The 21,685-nt window shown below is 37.3% G+C and carries 17 protein-coding genes; 11 read left to right on the forward strand and 6 right to left on the reverse strand.

Annotation, left to right across the window (positions count from 1 at the left end):
* Positions 1 to 62 precede the first annotated feature (62 nt).
* Positions 63 to 416 carry a 4Fe-4S dicluster domain-containing protein gene (locus BM327_RS02050; RefSeq protein WP_090245783.1) on the reverse strand — a complete coding sequence of 118 codons (354 nt, stop codon included), beginning with the start codon at positions 414 to 416 and terminating at the stop codon, positions 63 to 65.
* A 113-nt stretch (positions 417 to 529) separates the two neighbouring features.
* Here BM327_RS02050 and BM327_RS02055 point away from each other — a divergent pair, with 113 nt between their 5' ends.
* The 3 genes from BM327_RS02055 (at position 530) to BM327_RS02065 (ending at position 3,805) form a co-directional block, all read left to right on the forward strand.
* Complete coding sequence (locus tag BM327_RS02055; RefSeq protein WP_090245785.1) at positions 530 to 1,576, forward strand: acyl-CoA reductase; 1,047 nt, start codon at positions 530 to 532, stop codon at positions 1,574 to 1,576.
* A 92-nt stretch (positions 1,577 to 1,668) separates the two neighbouring features.
* Positions 1,669 to 3,030, forward strand: coding sequence for a pyridoxal-phosphate dependent enzyme (locus BM327_RS02060; RefSeq protein ID WP_090245787.1), 1,362 nt, complete (start codon positions 1,669 to 1,671; stop codon positions 3,028 to 3,030).
* Positions 3,031 to 3,049: 19 nt separating this feature from the next.
* A complete protein-coding gene (locus BM327_RS02065) occupies positions 3,050 to 3,805 on the forward strand; it encodes an ABC transporter substrate-binding protein (protein WP_262987293.1) in 756 nt (251 codons plus the stop codon).
* Here the strand turns inward: BM327_RS02065 and BM327_RS02070 are convergent.
* A complete protein-coding gene (locus BM327_RS02070) occupies positions 3,795 to 5,132 on the reverse strand; it encodes a hypothetical protein (protein ID WP_090245791.1) in 1,338 nt (445 codons plus the stop codon). The genes BM327_RS02065 and BM327_RS02070 overlap by 11 nt on opposite strands.
* 141 nt (positions 5,133 to 5,273) lie before the next feature.
* Between BM327_RS02070 and BM327_RS02075 the strand changes: the two genes are divergently transcribed.
* On the forward strand, positions 5,274 to 5,831 hold the full coding sequence (locus tag BM327_RS02075) for a 1-acyl-sn-glycerol-3-phosphate acyltransferase (RefSeq protein ID WP_170853639.1): 558 nt from the start codon (positions 5,274 to 5,276) through the stop codon (positions 5,829 to 5,831).
* Between the two features lie 3 nt (positions 5,832 to 5,834).
* Here BM327_RS02075 and crtD read toward each other — a convergent pair whose 3' ends face one another.
* On the reverse strand, positions 5,835 to 7,304 hold the full coding sequence (gene crtD, locus BM327_RS02080) for a 1-hydroxycarotenoid 3,4-desaturase CrtD (protein ID WP_090245795.1): 1,470 nt from the start codon (positions 7,302 to 7,304) through the stop codon (positions 5,835 to 5,837).
* 55 nt (positions 7,305 to 7,359) lie between these two features.
* Entirely contained in the window at positions 7,360 to 8,442 is a 1,083-nt protein-coding gene (gene gcvT, locus BM327_RS02085; protein WP_090245797.1) for a glycine cleavage system aminomethyltransferase GcvT, read from the reverse strand.
* A 184-nt stretch (positions 8,443 to 8,626) separates the two neighbouring features.
* Here gcvT and BM327_RS02090 point away from each other — a divergent pair, with 184 nt between their 5' ends.
* From BM327_RS02090 to BM327_RS02110, 5 genes are all read left to right on the forward strand, one after another.
* Positions 8,627 to 10,519 carry a polysaccharide biosynthesis protein gene (locus BM327_RS02090; protein ID WP_090245799.1) on the forward strand — a complete coding sequence of 631 codons (1,893 nt, stop codon included), beginning with the start codon at positions 8,627 to 8,629 and terminating at the stop codon, positions 10,517 to 10,519.
* The gene (locus tag BM327_RS02095; protein ID WP_090245803.1) at positions 10,503 to 10,895 is read left to right on the forward strand and encodes an acyl-CoA thioesterase; all 393 of its coding nucleotides are present in this window, start codon (positions 10,503 to 10,505) and stop codon (positions 10,893 to 10,895) included. The genes BM327_RS02090 and BM327_RS02095 overlap by 17 nt, the downstream gene beginning before the upstream one ends.
* Before the next feature lies 1 nt (position 10,896).
* Positions 10,897 to 12,012, forward strand: a complete 1,116-nt coding sequence (locus BM327_RS02100) for a toxin-antitoxin system YwqK family antitoxin (RefSeq protein WP_090245805.1) — start codon at positions 10,897 to 10,899, stop codon at positions 12,010 to 12,012.
* Between the two features lie 223 nt (positions 12,013 to 12,235).
* Positions 12,236 to 14,512 (forward strand): aconitate hydratase, encoded by a 2,277-nt coding sequence (locus BM327_RS02105; RefSeq protein ID WP_090245807.1) that lies wholly within the window; start codon positions 12,236 to 12,238, stop codon positions 14,510 to 14,512.
* A 122-nt stretch (positions 14,513 to 14,634) separates the two neighbouring features.
* Positions 14,635 to 15,285 carry an outer membrane beta-barrel protein gene (locus BM327_RS02110; RefSeq protein WP_090245809.1) on the forward strand — a complete coding sequence of 217 codons (651 nt, stop codon included), beginning with the start codon at positions 14,635 to 14,637 and terminating at the stop codon, positions 15,283 to 15,285.
* A 47-nt stretch (positions 15,286 to 15,332) separates the two neighbouring features.
* On the opposite strand, the gene BM327_RS02115 is transcribed toward BM327_RS02110, so the two are convergent.
* Positions 15,333 to 15,800, reverse strand: coding sequence for a YehS family protein (locus BM327_RS02115; RefSeq protein WP_090245811.1), 468 nt, complete (start codon positions 15,798 to 15,800; stop codon positions 15,333 to 15,335).
* Complete coding sequence (locus tag BM327_RS02120; protein WP_090245813.1) at positions 15,800 to 16,906, reverse strand: transporter substrate-binding domain-containing protein; 1,107 nt, start codon at positions 16,904 to 16,906, stop codon at positions 15,800 to 15,802. The genes BM327_RS02115 and BM327_RS02120 overlap by 1 nt, the downstream gene beginning before the upstream one ends.
* Before the next feature lie 176 nt (positions 16,907 to 17,082).
* Here BM327_RS02120 and lhgO point away from each other — a divergent pair, with 176 nt between their 5' ends.
* Positions 17,083 to 18,294: an L-2-hydroxyglutarate oxidase gene (gene lhgO, locus BM327_RS02125; RefSeq protein WP_090245815.1), complete on the forward strand. Its 1,212-nt coding sequence runs from the start codon at positions 17,083 to 17,085 to the stop codon at positions 18,292 to 18,294.
* A 160-nt stretch (positions 18,295 to 18,454) separates the two neighbouring features.
* Positions 18,455 to 20,638, forward strand: a complete 2,184-nt coding sequence (locus BM327_RS02130) for a glutamine synthetase III family protein (RefSeq protein WP_090247587.1) — start codon at positions 18,455 to 18,457, stop codon at positions 20,636 to 20,638.
* The last annotated feature ends 1,047 nt before the right edge of the window (positions 20,639 to 21,685 follow it).

Below are 21,685 nucleotides of genomic sequence, written 5' to 3' on the forward strand. Positions count from 1 at the left end.
TTGTTTAATGGACATAAAAAAAGCCGCTCAATCGAGCAGCTTTCTATTCTTGTATCTTTTCTTTATTCACCTAAGTGCATAAAGTCTTTCTTCGCTAACAATTCTTCTTCTGATTCTTCGAAGTCAGGATCGTCTACACAACAGTCAACCGGACAAACAGCAGCACACTGAGGCTCATCGTGGAAACCTACACACTCCGTACATTTGTCAGATACAATGTAGTATACATCCATATCTTTTGGTTCGTGGTCTTGATCGGCCTCCATTTCTTCTCCGTCAAGCGTTGTTATTATACCTGCTAAAGATGTTCCGTCTGCGTAATTCCATTCAGCTCCACCTTCATATATTGCATTATTCGGACATTCTGGCTCACATGCTCCGCAATTGATGCACTCATCCGTAATCATTATTGCCATTCTCTTGTATTTTTTAAACGTTAAAACGTAAGTTTGCAAATATAAAACGAAGCAAGCTTATATTTGGTTCGTTTTTGAAAAATATTTGTAAAATATTCATTGTTAACAACAATATGACAATAGAGCAACGCATTAAAGCTTTTGTAGCCTTAGGTAAGGTTATGCAACATTTAGGAGAAGGGAAAGAGTGGGAAAGTACAGCATTAGGTGTTACCGCTGCTGAATATGAAAAATTACAACGCGTAATCAATACACAAATCCACCACAACGGTTGGTTTTCAAAAGATAATGTACAAACCAGTTTGAGAAACCTTGCTTCCATGTTGCAAGAAGATGCTTTGATAGAGTGGGTGAGTAAATATAAGTTTACAGCCACAGGTAAACGCATCGCTATTATCATGGCAGGTAACATTCCTATGGTAGGTTTTCACGACTTTTTATGCGTTTTACTTTCTGGAAATAAAGCCGTGTGTAAGTTGTCATCTGAAGATAAGCACTTGCTTCCTGCCTTTTGTGAAGTGTTGGCCAAATTTGATCCTCAATTTTTTGAGTACATAGAGTTTGTACAAGGAAACCTTAAAAATCCGGATGCTGTTATCGCAACTGGTTCTAATAATTCTGCACAATACTTCGAAAAATACTTTGGTGCATACCCAAATATCATACGTAAAGGAAGAACTTCTTTGGCTGTGTTAACTGGAGAGGAGACCAAAGAGGAGTTGGAAGCTTTGGGGAGTGATATCTTTACTCACTTTGGTTTAGGATGCCGAAATGTAACACAGTTGTTAATGCCCAAGGACTTTGATTTAGATAGATTTTTTGGTGCAATTGTAGGCTATGGTGAAATCATCAATCATAATAAATATGCAAATAACTATGATTACTACAGAGCCATTTATTTAATGAACCAAGATGACTTGTTAGAGAACGGGTTTTTATTAACTAAAGAAGACGACAAGTTATTCTCTCCTATAGGTGTGTTGTTTTACCATAGGTATGAAAATCAAGAAGAGGTGGAACAATATTTAAAAGATAGAGCCGAAGACATACAAGCGGTGGTCGGGAAAAACTATTTGCCTTTTGGTTCTGTTCAAACCCCTGGGTTAGAAGATTATGCTGATGGAGTGAACACCATGGAGTTCATTGCCACTTTAGCTTAATGTAAACATGTCTTAAATAAACACGCATCATACTTTCGCTTTTCTAAAGTACTGTTATTTTTGTGTGCGTATTTAGAATACAACAAATTGATATGAAGTATTACAACAATATATTAGAAACCATAGGAAACACTCCTTTGGTGAAAATTAACAAATTAACTAAGGACGTTAAAGCTTTGGTATTGGCCAAAGTAGAAACTACAAACCCTGGAAACTCTGTAAAAGATAGAATGGCCGTGAAAATGGTTGAAGATGCAGAAGAAAGGGGTTGGATCAAACCAGGTGGAACCATCATCGAAGGTACTTCAGGAAACACAGGTATGGGATTGGCGCTAGCAGCAATTGCAAAGGGCTACAAACTAATTTGTGTATTGGCAGATAAGCAGAGTAAGGAAAAGATGGACATCTTGCGTGCCGTAGGTGCAGAGGTGGTTGTTTGTCCTACTGCAGTTGAGCCAGAAGATCCACGTTCTTACTATTCTGTTTCTAAAAGATTGGCCGCTGAAACACCAAATTCTTGGTATGTGAACCAATACGATAACTTGGCCAATCGTCAGGCACACTACGAACAAACTGGACCAGAAATTTGGGAGCAAACAGAAGGTAAGATTACTCACTTTGTTGTAGGTGTAGGTACTGGAGGAACGATTTCAGGAGTAGGTAAATTCTTGAAAGAACAAAATCCAGACATTAAAATTTGGGGTATAGATACGTACGGTTCTGTATTTAAAAAATACCACGAAACAGGAATTTTTGATGAAAATGAAATCTATCCTTACATCACTGAAGGGATTGGTGAAGATATTTTACCGAAAAACGTAGATTTCGATATCATAGATAAATTTACAAAGGTTACGGATAAAGATGCTGCTATTTACACACGTAGATTGGCACGTGAAGAAGGAATTTTTGTTGGAAACTCTGCAGGTGCGGCCATCAAAGGTTTGTTGCAGTTACAAGAGGAGTTGACAGAAGATGATGTTGTGGTTGTTTTATTCCACGATCATGGTTCGCGTTACGTAGGTAAAATGTTTAACGACGATTGGATGCGCGAAAGAGGTTTCTTGGAAGAGACAAAAAAGACAGCATTGGATTTAATTGAAAGTCATGCTAACTTACCTTTAGTTTCTTTAATGAGTGAAGAGTTAATTTCTCATGCTGTTTCTAAAATGCGTGATTTCAAGATCTCTCAAATTCCAGTAATGAAAGACGGAGAGTTTGTAGGTTTGGTAGATGATAAAACAATTTTTGAATTGTTAATCGACAACCCAAGCATCGTTGATGATCCTATTTCTTCAGTAATGAAAGATCCTTTACCTGTTGTAGAAGCTTCTGCAAACATTGATAAGATTTCAAAGTTAATCAACAGAGATACTCCAGCAGTATTGGTGAAATTAGACAACGGAAAATACAATATAATTACTCGTTACGATATCATAGACGCGATAGCATAACATGGAATTTATTGATCAAATGCATAGAACAATCCGCCTGGGCCAAGTGCCTGAGCGGATTGTTTCGTTAGTGCCCTCACAAACCGAATTGCTCTACGATTTAGGCCTAGGAGATAGAGTTGTGGGGATTACCAAATTCTGCATACATCCAGAGGAGTGGTTCAGAAATAAAACCCGCATTGGTGGTACTAAAAATGTAAACCTAGAAAAGGTAAAAGCCCTTCAACCTGATTTGATTATCGGGAATAAGGAGGAGAATGAAAAGTCAGATATTCTTTCGCTCGAAGAAATAGCTCCAGTTTGGATGTCGGATATCTTTAATTTGGAAGATAGTCTTTCCATGATTAATTCCTTCGGGGAAATGCTTGATGTGAAGCAGAAAGCGGAAGGATTATGTCAAGACATTACCAAAGAGTTTCAAAAGTTAAAACCGCTTCATCTCAACAAAAAGGTGTTGTATCTGATTTGGAAAGATCCTTATATGGGGGTTGGTCCCAATACCTTTGTCCATCATATTTTGGAAGACCATCTAGGTGCTATAAATATTTTGGAAGAGGAGAGGTATCCTGTTTTGGAACTTGCTAATTTAATGCCTCAACCAGAAATGATATTGTTGAGTTCAGAACCCTTTCCTTTTAAAGAAAAACACAGCTTAGAGCTTCAAATGCTTTTTCCGAAGGCGGAAATATTGTTGGTAGATGGAGAGTATTTTTCTTGGTATGGTTCTCGACTCTTAGGAGCTCCTCAATACTTTCAGCAACTTTTTAGTGAATAAAAGAGAGTAGGTACTTTACCAGTTGTACACTCGCTTCTTGTTGGTTTTTAAATCGAAGTTCTCCTTCAATTCTCAACTGATTATTTTCTACCTCATGGGCACAGATTTCGAAATGCTCTACATTGTCCAGGAGAGTGCGAGAGTTTTTATACAAAGGGAAGTTGTTGAGTATGCCCAACATAAAGGGATCTGTATCCACCGTCAATAAATCTTTAATATCTCCTTTTAACTCAAACTCCTTGGGTTTAGGAGTGCTAATAATTTCAGGGTTTTCATCCATCCCTATATAGAGTTCGTTGGCACTTAAATGCAGTACATAAAAGTATTCGCCGAGAACTTTTAGAGGAGGAAATTCCATTTTACCAAATTCATCTACAGTTATTCCTTTTGTTTGAAAATCTTCTACGCGCAAACTATCCTCAAAACGGAATACACCGTTGTATTCTGGTAATAACTTTAACTGCGTGTGATCCGTTTTTAGTTTTACTCCCTTGTAGTGAAATTGGGTAGAAACGATGTTGGTAGAAGGTATCCCAAGCATTTTTAAGCTGCTGGTAAAGTAGTAATTCAAGGTGTCTGGAAGTTCTCCAGTAACCGTATTTACCAAGCTTGTATCTTCCTTGATATAATGGAATTTTTGACCTTGCTTTACTTTCACAGGATTCTTTGTACCTATCCCTCGTAGTTCAATTTTGTTAGCGATAAGGTTAACCGCAGAAATACTTTCTTGAACATTACTTTCCAAATCTCCAGAAATATATACCTGTATTTGATCTTCCTTATTTTTTGCTTGAACAAATTTACTGCGAGCGGGAGATTTTATGAGGTCTTGTACCAGTAAATTATCTATGTGTTGTCTAATTTCTTGTGTAAATTCTACATCATTGGTGTCAGAAATCACCAAGCAGGCTAAGTCGTTATGAAAGCTTATGTAGTAGGGGAAGTCTTTAATTTCGGCTATTTCTGAAGGTGGTGTTTGTGGCTTAAATAAAATGGCAGTTATAAACTTGTCGTTCCATTTTTCCTGAAATAGTAAAAGTTCATTTTTTGGGAAAAGATGTTTCATCACATCGTTGAAATCACCTTTTTCTGATTTGTCTAGTTTAATAAGGTCCTTGCGTCTTAGTTTTTGCTTGAAAATAATGTCGCTGATTACAGGACCTAATAACTTTTTATTGTTGACTTTTAATGCGAAGTAAGTGTCTTGAGGTAAATGATTCTCCAATTTTTCTGGAGTATAGGCCTTGATTTCTTTGAAAACATAAAGTGAGATCCATGAAAAGGAAATCAGGCTCAGTACAACAAGTAAGTTTTTGATCTTCTGCATTGCTTGTTCTTGTAATTACAAAAATAGCCAAATATTCGGGGCGTAAAGGGAATTTAAAGCTTTAGTTTAAATAACTTATTTCCTGTTTTGATGTTGATTTTTTAACTCCTTGAAACACTGAAAAAAATGTACATTTGTGCTATGTCATTTTGGAATGGAATATTAAGGTTAGCAGGATGGGATGTAGACAAAACAGCTCCTGTTGGTGTAAAGAAAATGGTGATTGTGGTGGGGCCACATACTTCGAATTGGGATTTTGTAATCGGGTATTTAGCGCTGCGTTCCTACAAGGTTAAGGCTAAGTTTCTCATTAAAAAAGAGCTTTTTGTTGGTCCGCTAGGATGGTTTTTAAAAAGAGCAGGAGGAATCCCTGTGGATAGAAAAAACAAGAACCATAATTTTACCGATCAAGCGGTGCGTTATTTTACGGACAATGAAGAGATGTTCCTGATTTTTACTCCAGAGGCAACCCGTAGCTATAACCCGAATTGGAAATTAGGCTTCTATTATATCGCTAAAAGAGCAAAGGTTCCTATTTACATTTGTTATTTAGACTACAAGAACAAAAAAGGGGGCTTCTTAAAACCTTTTGAAATGACAGAAGACGTCGATGCTGATATCGCAGAAATCAAAGCTACCTTAAGCCAATTTGAAGGTAGATTTCCTGAAAACGGAATACGCAGGGTAGAAGAGGAATAACTACTAGAGTTTAAAGTCCTTTTTGGCGTATTCTACAGCTAATTTTGCTGCATTTAAAGCAAGTGGTATTCCACCTCCTGGGTGAACAGAAACACCAGCGAAATAGAGTCCTTTAATGCTCTTGTGTTTGTTGGAGTGTCTATAAAAAGCGGCAAATTTATTGTTGCTAGCGTTGCCGTAAATTGCACCCATTTTTCCAAAGTAATCTTTTTCTATACTTACAGGACTCATAACATCTTCCACTTCTATAAGTGTGTTAAGGTCCACCTTCAACTCTTTGTTCAACCTCGAGATAATAATGTTGCGTAGGGTAGGTATGGCTTCTTTCCAATCTTGTCCTACATTGTGCGGTACATTCACCATCACAAACCAATTCTCACAACCTTTTGGGGCATCACCAGGTACCTCTTTAGAGGTGATGTTTATATATATACTTGGGTCGAAATATATTTGTTTATCGTCAAAAATAGTATTGAATTCATCTCTGTAATCAGAATTGAAAAAGACATTATGTAGCCCCAATTCAGGAAATTCCTTTTTAATTCCCCAATAGAAAACTACAGCCGAGCTGGACTTTTCTTGTTTTAGGATGTTGCGAGGAATTTTAACCTTGGGCATAAGTTTCTCGTAGGTGAAGTTAATGTCCATATTAGAAACAATGATATCGGCGGAATAAAGGCCATTTTTAGTACGTATACCACTGATGTCTTTACCGTTTAATTCTATTTCCTCTACTTTCTCATTTAGGTGAAATTTCACGCCTAAATCTTTGCAGAGTTTCCCCAAAGCACTCGAAATTTGTTGCATGCCTTTTTCGGGTAAATAAATACCTTCATTTACCTCAAGGTGGGAAATCATATTCAGCATAGCTGGAGCTTTGTAAGGATCACTTCCGTTGTAGGTTGCAAAACGGTTGAAGAACTGAAGCGTTTTAGGATTGAAAAAGAAGTTTTTGTTTTCGCTGTGCATGGTTTCAGATAAAGCATACTGGCGAATGTTTAGTAAGGCCTTCACTAATTTCCAACCCAACAAACTTTTGAAATTGTGCAATGACTTCTCTATAAACAAAGGTGCGATGAGTTTATAATTACGCGCTGCTTTGTCTAAATATTGATTTAAAGTAACAGGGTTTTCACCTAACTTTTCAGAAAGCAAATTTACTTGTTCTTCTCGTGAGTTGGGAAGGGTAAAGCGTGTTCCATCGGGGTAGAAATACCTGAATCCTTCTCCAATTTTTTTGTAGGGGAGTTGACAGGGTTTGTTGGCAAAAGCATAAAGGTCTTCAATATAATTAGGTGCTGTAAAAACAGAAGGTCCAGTATCAAACCTATATTCTCCCATCTGTTTGTTGTTTATTTTTCCACCTATAAAGGGATTGGCTTCAAATAAATCTACACTACAACCAATTTTGGCCAAACGTACTGCTGCGGCCAAACCTCCTATGCCAGAACCTATTACTATTGCTTTTTTCATACCATAAAAAAACGGGTATTGAAACTTCAATACCCGTTGGTTAATGTACTAAATTTTATCCTTTGTAGAAAGGTAATTTTACCACTTTTGCTTTTACGTTCTTTTTACGAACCGCAACAAAAATTTCCGTATCCAAATCAGCGTTTTCAACGGTAACATATCCTAATCCTATTCCTTTGTTTAAAGAAGGCGACATTGTTCCTGAAGTAACTATACCTATTTCGTTTCCTTGAGCATCAACCAATGGGTAGTCGTGTCTTGGAATACCTTTTTCAACCATTTCGAAGGCAACTAACTTACGTTTAACACCTGCTTCTTTTTGTTCTTTTAAAGCATCGGCGTTCACGAAATCTTTGGTGAATTTTGTAATCCATCCTAAACCAGCTTCTAAAGGAGAAGTTGTATCGTTGATGTCGTTTCCGTATAAACAGTATCCCATCTCTAAACGCAAAGTATCACGTGCTGCTAAACCAATAGGTTTAATTCCGAAGACAGCCCCAGCTTTAAACACTTCATTCCATACGTGCTCAGCATCTTCGTTTTTGATGTAAATTTCAAATCCTCCTGAACCTGTGTAACCTGTAGCTGAAATGATCACATTCTCTCTTCCAGCAAAAGTTCCCTCTTCGAAAGTGTAGAATTTGATGTTTGCCAAATCAGTGTTCGTTAAGCTTTGCATTGCCTCTGCAGCTTTTGGTCCTTGAATCGCCAATAAAGAGTATTCTTCTGAAGCGTTCGTCATTTTAGCTCCCATAGTATTGTGAGAAGAAATCCAATTCCAATCTTTTTCTATGTTAGAAGCATTCACTACCAATAAATATTTTTCAGCGTTGAAACGGTAGATGATTAAGTCATCAACTATACCACCATCATTGTTTGGCATACAGCTGTATTGTGCTTTTCCATCTGTTAATTTACTAGCATCGTTTGTTGAGATTTTTTGAATCAACTCTAAGGCTTTGTCACCTTCAATAAAAAACTCACCCATGTGAGAAACGTCAAAAACACCAACACCTTCTCTAACAGTTTCGTGTTCTACCTTTACTCCTTCATATTGTACAGGCATGTTATAACCTGCAAAAGGAACCATCTTTGCGTTTAGTGCTTCGTGCACATGTGTTAAAGCTGTATTTTTCATCTCAATCGTGCTTTTTAGGGTAAACTATCCCAGTGGGCGTTTACAATTATAACTCTAGTTTCTTCGCTTAATAGCCGAGGGCGCAAAATTAATAACTTTCGTTAAGCATCAATCAATTTTATTGAAATCCTAACTTTAATTACATTAATTTTATCTTTGCCCACAAGCACTATTTACTTTATTTATGAAATTACCAAGTACGAGTACCCCCAGGTGGATAATCATATTGGGAGATTTATTCATCTCCTTTTTGGCTCTGGTGATCGCATATTTAATTCGTTTTGATTTCTATTCAGATGTTGTCGAAATAAAAGCAGAGCTTTCCATTGTTGTTTTTTCTCTACCTGTTTTCTTATTGATTAAGTATTTGGTTTTTTATACTTATCAGGTTCATAAGGGTTTAGTAAGGTATACTTCAACAGAAGATTTAAAAAGACTGTTTTTAGCCGTGCTGAGTTCAAGTTTGTTATTTGGCGTAGTGGGCTTGTTTCGATATACCTTAATTGATGAGTACTTTTTATTTCCAACCTCTGTTCTGATTATCGAATTTTTTGTGTCGCTAGTACTCCTAACAGCAAGTAGGTTTGCCGTAAAAAGTTTGCACCTCGATAAGGTGAAAGACAAACAGAAAATATCCAAACGTGTATTGATATACGGTGCAGGAGTTTCTGGTTTAATTACCAAAAGAACCATAGAGAAAGATACTTTGACCGATTATCAAATTATTGGCTTTTTAGATGATAATAAAAAACTTAAAGGCAATAGGTTAGAGGGTAAAATCATTTACCACACCAGTTCGTTGGAAAAACTCGTGTCAGAGGAAGGGGTGAATGAATTGATTATAGCCATTCAGAAACCCGACGCCAATAGGAAGAAGGAAATCATTGAAAGAGCGTTAAAGTTGGAGGTGGATGTAGTAAATGTGCCTTCGGTTAAAAGCTGGATAGACGGGGAGTTTTCTACCAAACAAATTAAAAAGGTGAGGATAGAAGATCTACTCGGAAGAAAACAAATTGTTCTAGATGAGGAGAAGATAAAAGAAGATATACAAGGAAAAGTTGTGTTAATTACTGGAGCTGCAGGGTCTATTGGTAGCGGTATGGTAAGACAACTTACAAGGTATGGAGCTGAGAAATTGATTTTGTTAGATCAGGCCGAATCTCCTTTGTACGATCTTCAAAATGAACTCATCAATAACCTAGATTTTCATGATTTTGAATTGGTAGTAGGAGATATAAGATCTTACCACCGCATGGATAAACTTTTCCGTACCCGTAAGCCTCAAATGGTGTATCACGCTGCGGCTTACAAACATGTACCTTTAATGGAAGAGAATCCTTCTGAGGCCATGTTGACCAACATTAAGGGAACGCGTAATTTGGTGAAATTAAGCGACCAATATGGTGTAGATAAATTTGTGATGATCTCCACAGATAAGGCCGTCAATCCTACCAATGTAATGGGGGCTTCTAAACGTGTTGCCGAGCTCTTTGCTCAAGCCATTAATGTTAACTCTAAAACTCAATTTATTACCACAAGGTTTGGAAATGTTTTGGGTTCGAATGGTTCTGTAATTCCCTTGTTTAGAAAGCAAATTGATCAGGGAGGACCAATAACGGTGACCCATAAGGAGGTGACGCGTTTCTTTATGACCATACCTGAAGCATGTCAATTGGTCTTAGAAGCAGGAACCATGGGGAAGGGTGGAGAAATCTTTGTTTTCGACATGGGTGAATCTGTGAAAATTATGGATTTGGCCAAGAAGATGATACGTTTAAGTGGTTTAGAGTTAGGTAAAGACATAAGTATAAAAGTTACCGGACTAAGACCAGGTGAAAAACTTTATGAAGAGCTACTTTCGAATACAGAGAATACGATAGAAACACATCACCCTCAAATATTAAAAGCCATACTACCTCAGGTAGATATGAACAATATTGAGAAGGTGGAGGAGTTAATAACCTTATTTGATAACCAGGATAATTACCAAATTGTTGGAAGTATGAAGGCTATAGTTCCAGAGTTTAAGAGTAATAATTCCGAATACGAGAGTTTAGATAATGATAAAGCCAGCTAAAATTCAAGTACGTTTTGCCGATTGTGATATGATGGGACATGTAAACAATGCTGTTTACCTCAGTTATTTCGAAATGGCGCGTATGCATTACTTCGAACAAGTTATTGATCAGAAATGGGATTGGAAAAAACAAGGTATAGTATTGGTTAAAAATACAGTTGAATACCTTGCTCCTGTTTTTCTGCACGATGAACCGAATATCTTCATTAATGTGAGTCATATTGGTAACAAAAGTTTTACCATGACTTATGATTTACAGGTAAACGGCATTACAAAAACCAAAGGAGAATCGATTTTGGTTTGTTTTGATTTTATAGCAAATAAAACAGCTGATGTTTATCCAGAAATGAAGGAAGCACTTACGAAAATGGCATAGTATGAAAAGAATTAGTTTAATAGCTCTGGTCGCCTTATTTCAATTCTTAGCCTTTGGGCAAGTGGAGAAATTAGGACAACCTTGTTACCAAAAAACCTTGGATAGACAAGAGGCCATGAAGAAAAGTAAATCAAGGTATGTAAGTTGGGAATGTGGAAGAGATCCGGAGATAGTGGATTGTAACCAAGCCCTGCAGTTGGATCCTGAAACCGAAAGGGTGTATACCAATGGGAATACAGACAACTTTTCGACGGGTGGACAATTGTTTACTGGGTATTGTGAATCTTGTCATGACAATGGAACCAGAAAGCGTTTGGTGTATTTCGAAGAGGGATTGCAGAATGGAAAGGACACTACGTATTACGAATCTGGATGTCCACAAGTTGTAACCAGTTACACTGCTGGAAAGGAAAATGGAACATGGACCTATTATTTTGATAGCTCGGGTTATGTTGCATGGGAAATCAATTACCTCAACGAAAAGAAGAACGGTAGAAGCATCTATTTTGAACAATATCCAAATGGTAAAGATAGAGAGGGTAGACCAAGGTATACCATAGATACGGTTAAGATAGAGAACTTCGTGGATGGAATATTGCACGGAAATAAAAAGGAATTCTACAAGGACTCTAAAATTAAGCGTGATGTGAACTACAAAATGGGAGAGTTACACGGAAGTTTTAAAACCTATGGAGAAGATGGAACCCTTTTGGAAGACCTCAATTTTGAGGAGGGTAAGAAAGAAGGTGAACAGAAATATTACTACGACAATGGAGCGCCTTTAAGAACGGAGAATTGGAAGAAGTTTCAAAAAGAAGGGACTTTCACAACCTTCTACATTCAAGGTCATGTTCAAAGTACTGAAGTCTACAAAAAAGGACAAAAAAACGGATGGTTTGAGGAAAGGTTCCCGGATAATTCAATCAAACGCAGAGCTTTGTATGAAAAAGATGTGTTGATTGAAGAGCACGTTTTTGATAAGTATGGGAATGAAATCAAAACCTTTGGGGTAGAACAAGATGAAAATGCGGCCGAAGATGACGCCATGCCTACTGAAAAAGGAAAGAAAAAGAAACGTAAGAAGAAAAAAGAGAAGGAAGTCAACAAAGAAGAATGAGGATATCCACTAAAGATTCAAGTTCTTCCACCGATGAGCTTTAAATTCTCAAATCTTTAAATCTTTAAATAAAAAGGAAGTTGTCTTTAAAGACGGCTTCCTTTTTTTGTCACCTTTATTTAGAACTATTCAATCTTAAAAAATCTAAGTCCAATGCGCTTTTAAATAAGATTCAAATTTGTTAAATTCGCACATCTTTAAATTTATAAAGCACAAAAAGACTATGGCGTTTGATATAGACATGATTAAAGCTGTATACGACAGATACCCTGAGCGTATTGCGGCGGCTCGTAAAGTTGTTAATAAACCATTAACGCTTGCTGAGAAAATTTTATACACTCACCTTTGGGAAGGTGAAGCAACACAAGCATTTGAAAGAGGTAACTCTTACGTTGATTTTGCTCCAGATAGAGTAGCTATGCAGGATGCAACAGCGCAAATGGCTTTGTTACAGTTCATGCAAGCAGGAAAAGATAAGGTTGCAGTGCCTTCAACAGCACACGCAGATCACCTTATCCAAGCCAAGTTAGGTGCTTCTAAAGATTTACAAGAAGGAATCAACAAGAACAACGAGGTATTTAACTTCTTAAGTTCTGTATGTGATAAATACGGTATCGGTTTCTGGAAACCAGGAGCAGGTATTATTCACCAAGTAGTTTTAGAGAACTACGCATTCCCAGGTGGAATGATGATAGGTACTGACTCACACACTGTAAATGCCGGAGGTTTAGGTATGGTTGCAGTTGGTGTTGGTGGTGCTGACGCAGTAGACGTAATGGCAGGTATGGCTTGGGAGTTGAAGTTTCCAAAACTTATCGGTGTTAAGTTAACTGGTAAATTAAACGGGTGGACTGCCCCTAAAGACGTTATCTTAAAAGTTGCTGATATCTTAACAGTAAAAGGTGGTACAGGATGTATCGTTGAATACTTTGGAGATGGAGCAGAATCTATGTCTTGTACAGGTAAAGGTACTATCTGTAACATGGGAGCTGAGATTGGAGCTACAACTTCTACTTTCGGTTACGATGATTCAATGAGAAGATACTTAAAGTCTACAGGTAGAGCTGATGTTGTTGAATTAGCTGACCAAGTAGCAGAGCACTTAACAGGTGATGCTGAAGTTTACGCAAACCCAGAACAATACTTCGATCAAGTTATCGAAATCAATTTAGATACTTTAATGCCTCACTTAAATGGACCATTTACTCCAGACTTAGCGACTGAAGTAGGATCTATGACAGAGAAGGCAAATGCAAATGGATGGCCATTAGACGTAGAGTGGGGATTAATCGGATCTTGTACAAACTCTTCTTACGAGGATTTATCAAGAGCTGCATCTATCGCAAAACAAGCCGTAGATAAAGGATTAGTTACTAAGGCGCAATTTGGTATTAACCCAGGATCTGAGCAAGTAAGATTTACAGCAGAAAGAGATGGTTTATTGAAAACTTTCGAAGATTTAGATGCTACTATCTTTACAAATGCTTGTGGACCATGTATCGGTCAATGGGGAAGATACAGCGATCCTAAGAACGCTCCTAAAAACTCTATCGTTCACTCTTTCAACCGTAACTTCGCGAAGAGAGCTGATGGTAACCCAAATACACACGCATTCGTTGCATCACCAGAAATGGTTGCAGCAATCGCAATCTCAGGAAGATTGGATTTCAACCCAATTACTGATACTTTAACTAACAAAAACGGAGAGGAAGTAAAATTAGATCCACCACACGGTGACGAGCTTCCAACACAAGGATTCGCTGTAGAAGATAACGGATACCAAGCGCCAGCAGAAGATGGTTCTAACGTTGAAGTAATCGTTAATCCAGAATCTGAGCGTTTACAATTGTTAACTCCTTTCGATGCATGGGATGGTCAAAACATCACAGGTGCGAAGTTGTTAATCAAAGCTGAAGGTAAATGTACAACTGACCACATCTCTATGGCTGGACCATGGTTGAGATACAGAGGTCACTTAGATAATATCTCTAACAACTGTTTAATCGGTGCGGTTAACGCATTCGGTGGTGCTACAAACGAAGTAGTAAACCAATTAACGGGAGATAAAGCAGAAGTTCCTGCAGCAGCAAGAGCTTACAAAGCAGCTGGAGTTCCTACAGTTGTTGTGGGTGACCACAACTACGGTGAAGGTTCTTCAAGAGAGCACGCGGCAATGGAGCCACGTCACTTAGGAGTGAGAGCGGTAATCGTTAAATCATTTGCACGTATCCACGAAACAAACTTGAAAAAACAAGGTATGTTAGGATTAACGTTTGCCAATGAAGCAGATTACGATTTAATCAAGGAGGATGATACTTTCAACTTTACTGATTTAGCAGACTTTGCTCCAGGAAAACAATTGACATTAGAAGTAGCACACGCGGATGGATCAACAGATACAATTATGTTGAACCATACTTACAATGCGCAGCAAATTGAATGGTTCAAAGCAGGTTCTGCATTGAACTTAATCAAAGCACAAGCAGCAGCAAACGCATAAGCACTTTAGCTTTTTAAAGATGAGGGAGGATCAATTTTGGTCCTCCCTTTTTTTATGTCAAAAATGGCCCGACTATTGCTTTAGTCGAAAAAGAAACTAATATTTGAATAAATTAAGACATTATGAAAAAAATCTACAGTACCCTTTTACTTTGTGCAGCTTCTTTATTGATGGCATCAAGTGTTCAAGCACAATCAACTCCTGTTCAAGGAGATATACTCATCAATCCTTATTATGGAGGACCTAATTTTGGGAAAAATCTGTTTTCAGGAGCAGATGTTGCTATCAACGGTCAACAAGTTCAAACCGGTAGTGTAAGAACAACAGGTTTGGGACCTTTGGGAATTCGAGGTGGTTACATGATCACAGATAAAGTGTTTTTTGGATTGGATTTTATTTACAACGGATTTAATGTAGACTACAGTTACACAGATTTTGATGATCAAGGAAATCAACAAGTTTATTTTGGAGAACTTACAATGAATAGAATTCGAGTTCATGCAAGATTTAACTTCATGTTTCAAACAAACTCAGAAGTGTTTAAACCTTATTTTGGTGCAGGTCTTGGATACAACGGAAGATTTATTTCTATAGTAGATAACGGTCAAGACATTCAGGATGGACAAGTTTCAGGGGTTAACGCAACCTTCCTTCCTGTATCTGCTAGAGTTGCTTTTGGTTCTAATTTCTTTGTAACAGATGATATAGCTATTAATGCAGAATTAGGTTTAGGTGGACCATTGGTATCGGGTGGTTTTACTTTCAAATTTTAAAATATAATTAACCACAAAAAAAGGCTGTCGATTTCGACAGCCTTTTTTTATGCTTTCTTCGGACCATATTTTTTATCTAATCCGTAAATGAAGTTTCTTAAAAATTGATCGTGACATTCTCTATAATGTTTGTGTCCCGGCTTTCTAAAGAGTGCGTTCAATTCTGCTTTTCCTACGTTCAAGCCCACGAGGGTGAACAAATCTAAAATATCAGTATCTGTTAAAGCGTAAGCGATTTTCAACTTTTTAAGGATAAGGTTATTGGTTAGTTTTTTTTCCGCAACCGGTAAAGGTCCTTCCTTCTTTCCTCTTTTGTTGTTGATCACCCCATTTAAAAAGTAAGCCAGGTTTTCATCGTTGATGGCTGCAAATTGCTCATCATCGTCTTTTTTTAACCAATCGCTAACCTCACTTCTTGTTACTTCTTTTCCGGCAGAAGCAAAAGTTGCCATCATTTGATCATCTCCGTAGTCGAGTATGTATCTAAGTTTTCTTATGATATCGTTGTTGGTCATTATTCCTTAATTAAATTGTATTCATTCAAAAGCAACTTCCATTCTAAACTTTCTGTTGCCTTGGTAATTTGTAAAGATATTTTCTTTTTTAGTTCTGCAGGTATTTCTTTGCGAAAAGCCATGGCGTAAAACTGAGCATTAAAACTAAAGTCAATAAGTTCAAAGCTGTTGGCTTCATCTGTATTGATGACGTGTTGCAAAATAGGTTGGTCGTAAGCTATATAATCTATCTCTTCGTTTTCAAGGGCTTCGAGCGCTTCCTCAAGGGTCGTATAATAATGCACCTGATTAAAGAAATTGTCTTCGAACCATTTTGCGGTTCCAGAATTCTTAACAGTGGCTACATTTTTATTTTTTAAATCTTGGGTAGATGCTATATTGGTACTCATTTCATTGGTGGTTAAACTAGAGGTAATTCCCGCTGTAAAACCACTGATTATTATAATGGCGGTAAACATCCAGAATAACGCAATAACTCTACCGCCAAGTGTTTTGGGAGATTTATCACCATATCCCACAGTTGTCATAGTTACAGCACTCCACCAGAAGCCATTCCACAAGCCTTTAATTCCTTCCCCAAATTCCTCATTGTTGTGTTTGCGTTCAAATAACCAAACGGCAAAGCCAAATATCAAGATAACAAAAGAAAGGGCGCCCAATGCTTTAAAGAAGTTCAAAGAAAAGAAGGATTTGAAAAACCTCCAACTGCGTTTCCAAGTAGGAATAGATCTTGTTAATAGGGTTGTTTTGGTGGTATAGAAAGGAACAGAAAAATCAAATTTTTCCATGCGTTGACTGGTTATGCTCAAGGGCGAAATACAAATGTCTACTTCACCGTTTTCTAAATTGGAGAGAACTTGTTCAAAACTCAAGATTTGTGGTTGTTGGTATAAATCTATTTCTAGGTTTACTTGTTTCCAAAGCCAAGCACCCGGACCTTGAATATTGTTGTTTTCTACACTCACAAAAGGAGGAGTGATGTGATAGGCAATGTTTAAGGAGGAATCGGATTGATGATAGGAGCTGTCAGTTTGAGCGAAAGAAATTTTTGATAGAGCAGAAAGCGAAAATACCAAAATCACTATATAGACGAACTGTTTTGTCATATGCAATTGAACTTTAATGAGGGACAAATATAATGGAAAGCAGGGAGCTTAAAAATGAGGTAATATCTTATCGATATTATGTACCTTAGTTTTTGTTCTTCTTTTTATGGTCTGAAATGACGTTCAAGCTTTACGATTTCTTAAATTAGCACCCAAAATAATACAATAAAAGGAGAATGACTTACGACGTAGCTATTATTGGAGGAGGAATTGTTGGAGCAGCAACTTTTTACAAATTGCAAAAGCAAAATCCTGGTTTAAACATCGTTTTGATTGAAAAAGAAAAGCGTTTTGCAGATCACCAAACGGGTAATAACTCAGGTGTGATTCACTCTGGTTTGTATTATAAGCCGGGTTCTTTGAAAGCAGAGAACTGTGTAAAAGGTAGACACGAATTGGTTGCCTTCGCCAAAGAGCACAACGTTGCCCATGATGTATGTGGTAAAGTGGTTGTAGCTACCAAAGAATCTGAATTGCCTTTCATGGACAAGATCTTTGAAAACGGTATTGCCAACAATACAGAAGGAATAGAGAAGATTACGGCAGAACAAGTAAAAGACCACGAACCATTTGTAGAGGGTATAGCAGGTATCTGGGTACCTTGTACGGGTATTATTGACTTTAGAGGTGCTACCGAAAAAATGGTAGAAATTGCTGAAGGTATGAACGAAGCTTCGAAAGCTATTTTGGGTGAAGAAGTTATTGCCATTGAAAAAGGTGAGGGGAAAAGTACTGTAGTTTGTGCTTCTACTAAATATGAAGCTAAACATTTGATTTTCTGTGCAGGTCTACAAGCCGATAGAATGGCGAAAAAAGATGGGGTTGACTTAAAAGAGAAAGTTGTAGGTTTTAGAGGTGACTACTACGAGTTAACGGATCAAGCGAAACACAAAGTAAATAACTTGATTTACCCTGTTCCAAATCCTGACTTTCCTTTCTTAGGTGTACACTTTACACGTATGACAGATGGAGAAATTGAATGTGGACCTAACGCCGTGTTTACATTTAAAAGAGAAGGGTACGGTAAAACAGATTTCAGTTTAAAAGATACAGCAGATGCTTTAAGTTATGGTGGAACATGGAAATTGTTCTTTAATAACATGAAGTTTGGTATAGACGAGTACAGAAGAGCTTTCTCTAAAAAGTTATTCTTAAAAACACTTCAAGGATTGATTCCTTCTTTAACGATGGATGATATTCGTCCGGGTAGATCTGGAGTAAGAGCTTTGTTATTAGGACAAGACGGTGATACACGTGACGATTTCCGTATAGAATACATGGAAAACTCTATACACGTATTGAACGCACCTTCTCCTGCTGCCACGGCATCTTTAGCCATAGGTGGTCAGATTGCAGACAAGGCAGAAAAGCATTTTAATTTGAAGTAGAAAAAAATCACCCCTAAAAATTAAAGGGTGTTCTTAATAAAATTAGGTGATTTGTAAAAACACCCCCTTATCAACAAGGGGGTGTTTTTAATTTTACGATAAATTAATATTGTGTGGAGAACAAAATGGTGTATATTTGCCGCAAATTAAATTTTTTCAAATGTCATCTATTAGAAAACAAGCTTATCAAGATGTTCTTCACAGAACACCTAAGCACTCAGAACCAGTAACAAGAATCTCTGAGATTTTTGGTGAGAACGTATTCCACTTAGAGGTAATGCGTGAGTATTTACCAGAAGAAGCATACAAGTCTATCAAAGAAGCGATCAATACAGGAGCGCGTATAGACAGACGTATTGCAGACCAAGTTGCTTCAGCAATGAAAGACTGGGCAATTTCTAAAGGAGCTACACACTACACACACTGGTTCCAACCTTTAACAGGTGCTACAGCAGAGAAGCACGATGCTTTCTTTAAGCCTGTTGGTCCTGGTAGAGCAATTGAAAGATTTGACGGTGATTTATTGGTTCAGCAAGAGCCTGATGCATCATCTTTTCCGAACGGAGGTATTCGTAATACTTTCGAAGCAAGAGGTTACACAGCATGGGATCCTTCATCTCCAGCTTTCGTAATCGGGAGAACTTTATGTATTCCAACGATTTTTATTTCTTACACAGGTGAAGCGCTTGACTTTAAAATGCCTTTATTAAAAGCATTACACGAAGTTGATAAAGCAGCTGTTGACGTTTGTCAGTACTTTGATAAGAACGTAAATAAAGTAATCGCAACTTTAGGATGGGAGCAAGAATACTTCTTGATCGACAAAGCATTGTACAATGCACGTCCTGACTTGCAAATGACAGGTAGAGTATTGTTTGGACACTCTCCTGCTAAAGGTCAGCAATTAGATGACCACTACTTCGGTTCTATTCCAGAGAGAGCAGTTGCTTTCATGAGAGAATTCGAAAACGAAGCAATCCGTTTAGGTATTCCTGTAACTACACGTCACAACGAGGTAGCGCCAAACCAGTTTGAGTGTGCGCCTATCTTTGAAGAGTGTAACTTAGCAAACGACCACAACCAATTGTTGATGGACTTGTTAGAGAAGATTGCACGTAAGCACGACTTTAGAGTATTGTTACACGAGAAGCCATTCGCAGGATTGAACGGTTCTGGTAAGCACAACAACTGGTCACTTTCTACAAACACAGGAGTGAACTTGTTAGCACCAGGTAAGAACCCTAAGAGCAACTTACAGTTCTTAACTTTCTTTGTGAACACGATTAAAGCAATTCACGATAATGCTGATTTATTAAGAGCAGCTATCGCATCTGCATCTAACGATCACCGTTTAGGAGCAAACGAAGCGCCACCAGCAATTATCTCTGCTTTCATCGGGTCTCAGTTAACAAAGGCTTTGGATGATTTAGAAGAAAACGTTAAAGCTGGTAAGATGACACCAGAGGATAAAACGGAGTTGAAATTAAACATCGGAAAAATTCCTCAAATCTTATTAGATAACACAGATAGAAACAGAACTTCTCCTTTCGCATTTACTGGAAACAAATTCGAGTTTAGAGCGGTAGGTTCTATGGCAAACTGTTCTCAGTCTATGATCGTATTGAACACGATTATGGCTAACCAGTTGAGATTGTTCAAAGCTTCTGTAGATGCTAGAATCGAAGCTGGAGACAGCAAAGACGAAGCAATCTTGAAAGAACTACAAGTGTTGATCAAGGAGTCTAAGAAAATCCGTTTCGAAGGTAATGGTTACGGTGACGAGTGGGTTGCTGAAGCTGAACAAAGAGGATTATCTAACTTGAAAGATACACCAAGAGCATTAGCTGTATGGGAGCGTCCTGAGACGATCAAGTTGTTCGAAGACTTGAACATTTTCTCTGAGCGTGAAGTATTGGCGCGTCAAGAAATTGAATTCGAATCGTACATCATGCGTGTTCAAATCGAGGCGAGAATGATCAATGACTTGGCTCAAAACCACATCATTCCTGCAGTAATCAACTACCAAAACAAGTTGATTAAAAATATTCAAGGATTAAACGATGTATTGGGTGCAGATGCTGCAGAGGCTTCTAAAGTTCAATTGGGTATGGTAAAAGAAATTTCTATGCACTTGAACAAAATGAAAGCTTTATGTGATGAAATGTTAGAAGCTAGAAAAGTAGCCAACAACATAGCAAACATCGGTGACAAAGCAACAGCTTACTGTGATACAGTGAAGGTATTCTTTGACCAAATTCGTTACCACGCTGACAAATTAGAAATGTTAGTTGACGATGAGTTATGGCCTTTCCCAAAATTGAGAGAGATGTTGTTTACAAAATAGTAGACAAAAAATATAGATGATAAGGAGAGAGTGTTCGTAAGGGCACTCTCTTTTTTGTTTAGATAGCTAGATGGCTAGAGAAGGTGATTTAAAATTTATGTAAAATTTCGATTTGAGGGGTTGGTTTTAATATCCCATTGATTTTCTTCTCGTTTTGTGGTATTTGAATGAACTTAAATAAAGATGATATTTAAAACTAATGTTGTGTCCAGAATACTCCTCCAAACGGGGTTTTGAAATAGGGAGTTTATATCCGTAAAACAAACTCCAAGAACCATAATCGAAACCAAGCTTAGGGTTCAAGTCGAAGTGATTGTTTTCCTTATTTGAGTAAACTGTTCCTTCTAAACCAATAAAAGTAAAAAGGACACACAATGAAAATGAATTGAAAGTGTTTTGCTTTAGGCTAAATGGAGTATATCTATCATTGGAATAAAGAGTCAAGCTGTCATCCTAAAACCGAATAAGCTACCTTAATTTGTTTTTAAATTTTTCCGTAAAGAATAAGCTGATAAACAGTACGATACCAAGTTCGGTTGTAAAGAAATTAACTGATCTAACAAGTCTTGGTGTAATTATGTTCTCGAGGGTCATTGGAAGCATAGATTTAGGGTATAGTAGATAATCCTCTCCAGAACAAATGTAATAGTAAATGATTATTAAGATTAAGGTTTTGAATAGCTTAGCTTTGTTTTCGAAGTGGTAGTACAAGATAGTTGTAAATGCACCTATTACCATATAGGTTAGGATGATAACTAATTCATGAGTCCTGAATTGTCGTAAAAAAAATACAAGTATTAAAAAAATTAAAGCGCCTGTGAATGGAAATAAAACAAATAGAAGTTTGTTTACCCATTTTGTGTTGCTTATGTACTCTTTGAGATTTGTCATTTTGATGATTTGTAAAGTTTAGACTAAGGGCCTTTTCATTTTAATAATGAAATATACTATACTTACTACTATCCATATGAGAAAAGCATCAAAAATAAAATAATCCATCCTCCAACCACAATTAGGAGCGTCAGCACCTGAAAGCCAAAATTGATA

This window comes from Lishizhenia tianjinensis, from assembly GCF_900116425.1.
GTDB classification, from domain to species: domain Bacteria; phylum Bacteroidota; class Bacteroidia; order Flavobacteriales_D; family Crocinitomicaceae; genus Lishizhenia; species Lishizhenia tianjinensis.

Excerpts from the sequence above, each read along its gene's own strand:
- BM327_RS02050 (WP_090245783.1), bottom strand. The coding sequence starts at position 416 with ATGGCAATAATGATTACGGATGAGTGCATCAATTGCGGAGCATGTGAG.
- BM327_RS02055 (WP_090245785.1), top strand. The coding sequence starts at position 530 with ATGACAATAGAGCAACGCATTAAAGCTTTTGTAGCCTTAGGTAAGGTT.
- BM327_RS02060 (WP_090245787.1), top strand. The coding sequence starts at position 1,669 with ATGAAGTATTACAACAATATATTAGAAACCATAGGAAACACTCCTTTG.
- BM327_RS02065 (WP_262987293.1), top strand. The coding sequence starts at position 3,050 with ATGCATAGAACAATCCGCCTGGGCCAAGTGCCTGAGCGGATTGTTTCG.
- BM327_RS02070 (WP_090245791.1), bottom strand. The coding sequence starts at position 5,132 with ATGCAGAAGATCAAAAACTTACTTGTTGTACTGAGCCTGATTTCCTTT.
- BM327_RS02075 (WP_170853639.1), top strand. The coding sequence starts at position 5,274 with ATGTCATTTTGGAATGGAATATTAAGGTTAGCAGGATGGGATGTAGAC.
- crtD (WP_090245795.1), bottom strand. The coding sequence starts at position 7,304 with ATGAAAAAAGCAATAGTAATAGGTTCTGGCATAGGAGGTTTGGCCGCA.
- gcvT (WP_090245797.1), bottom strand. The coding sequence starts at position 8,442 with ATGAAAAATACAGCTTTAACACATGTGCACGAAGCACTAAACGCAAAG.
- BM327_RS02090 (WP_090245799.1), top strand. The coding sequence starts at position 8,627 with ATGAAATTACCAAGTACGAGTACCCCCAGGTGGATAATCATATTGGGA.
- BM327_RS02095 (WP_090245803.1), top strand. The coding sequence starts at position 10,503 with ATGATAAAGCCAGCTAAAATTCAAGTACGTTTTGCCGATTGTGATATG.
- BM327_RS02100 (WP_090245805.1), top strand. The coding sequence starts at position 10,897 with ATGAAAAGAATTAGTTTAATAGCTCTGGTCGCCTTATTTCAATTCTTA.
- BM327_RS02105 (WP_090245807.1), top strand. The coding sequence starts at position 12,236 with ATGGCGTTTGATATAGACATGATTAAAGCTGTATACGACAGATACCCT.
- BM327_RS02110 (WP_090245809.1), top strand. The coding sequence starts at position 14,635 with ATGAAAAAAATCTACAGTACCCTTTTACTTTGTGCAGCTTCTTTATTG.
- BM327_RS02115 (WP_090245811.1), bottom strand. The coding sequence starts at position 15,800 with ATGACCAACAACGATATCATAAGAAAACTTAGATACATACTCGACTAC.
- BM327_RS02120 (WP_090245813.1), bottom strand. The coding sequence starts at position 16,906 with ATGACAAAACAGTTCGTCTATATAGTGATTTTGGTATTTTCGCTTTCT.
- lhgO (WP_090245815.1), top strand. The coding sequence starts at position 17,083 with ATGACTTACGACGTAGCTATTATTGGAGGAGGAATTGTTGGAGCAGCA.
- BM327_RS02130 (WP_090247587.1), top strand. The coding sequence starts at position 18,455 with ATGTCATCTATTAGAAAACAAGCTTATCAAGATGTTCTTCACAGAACA.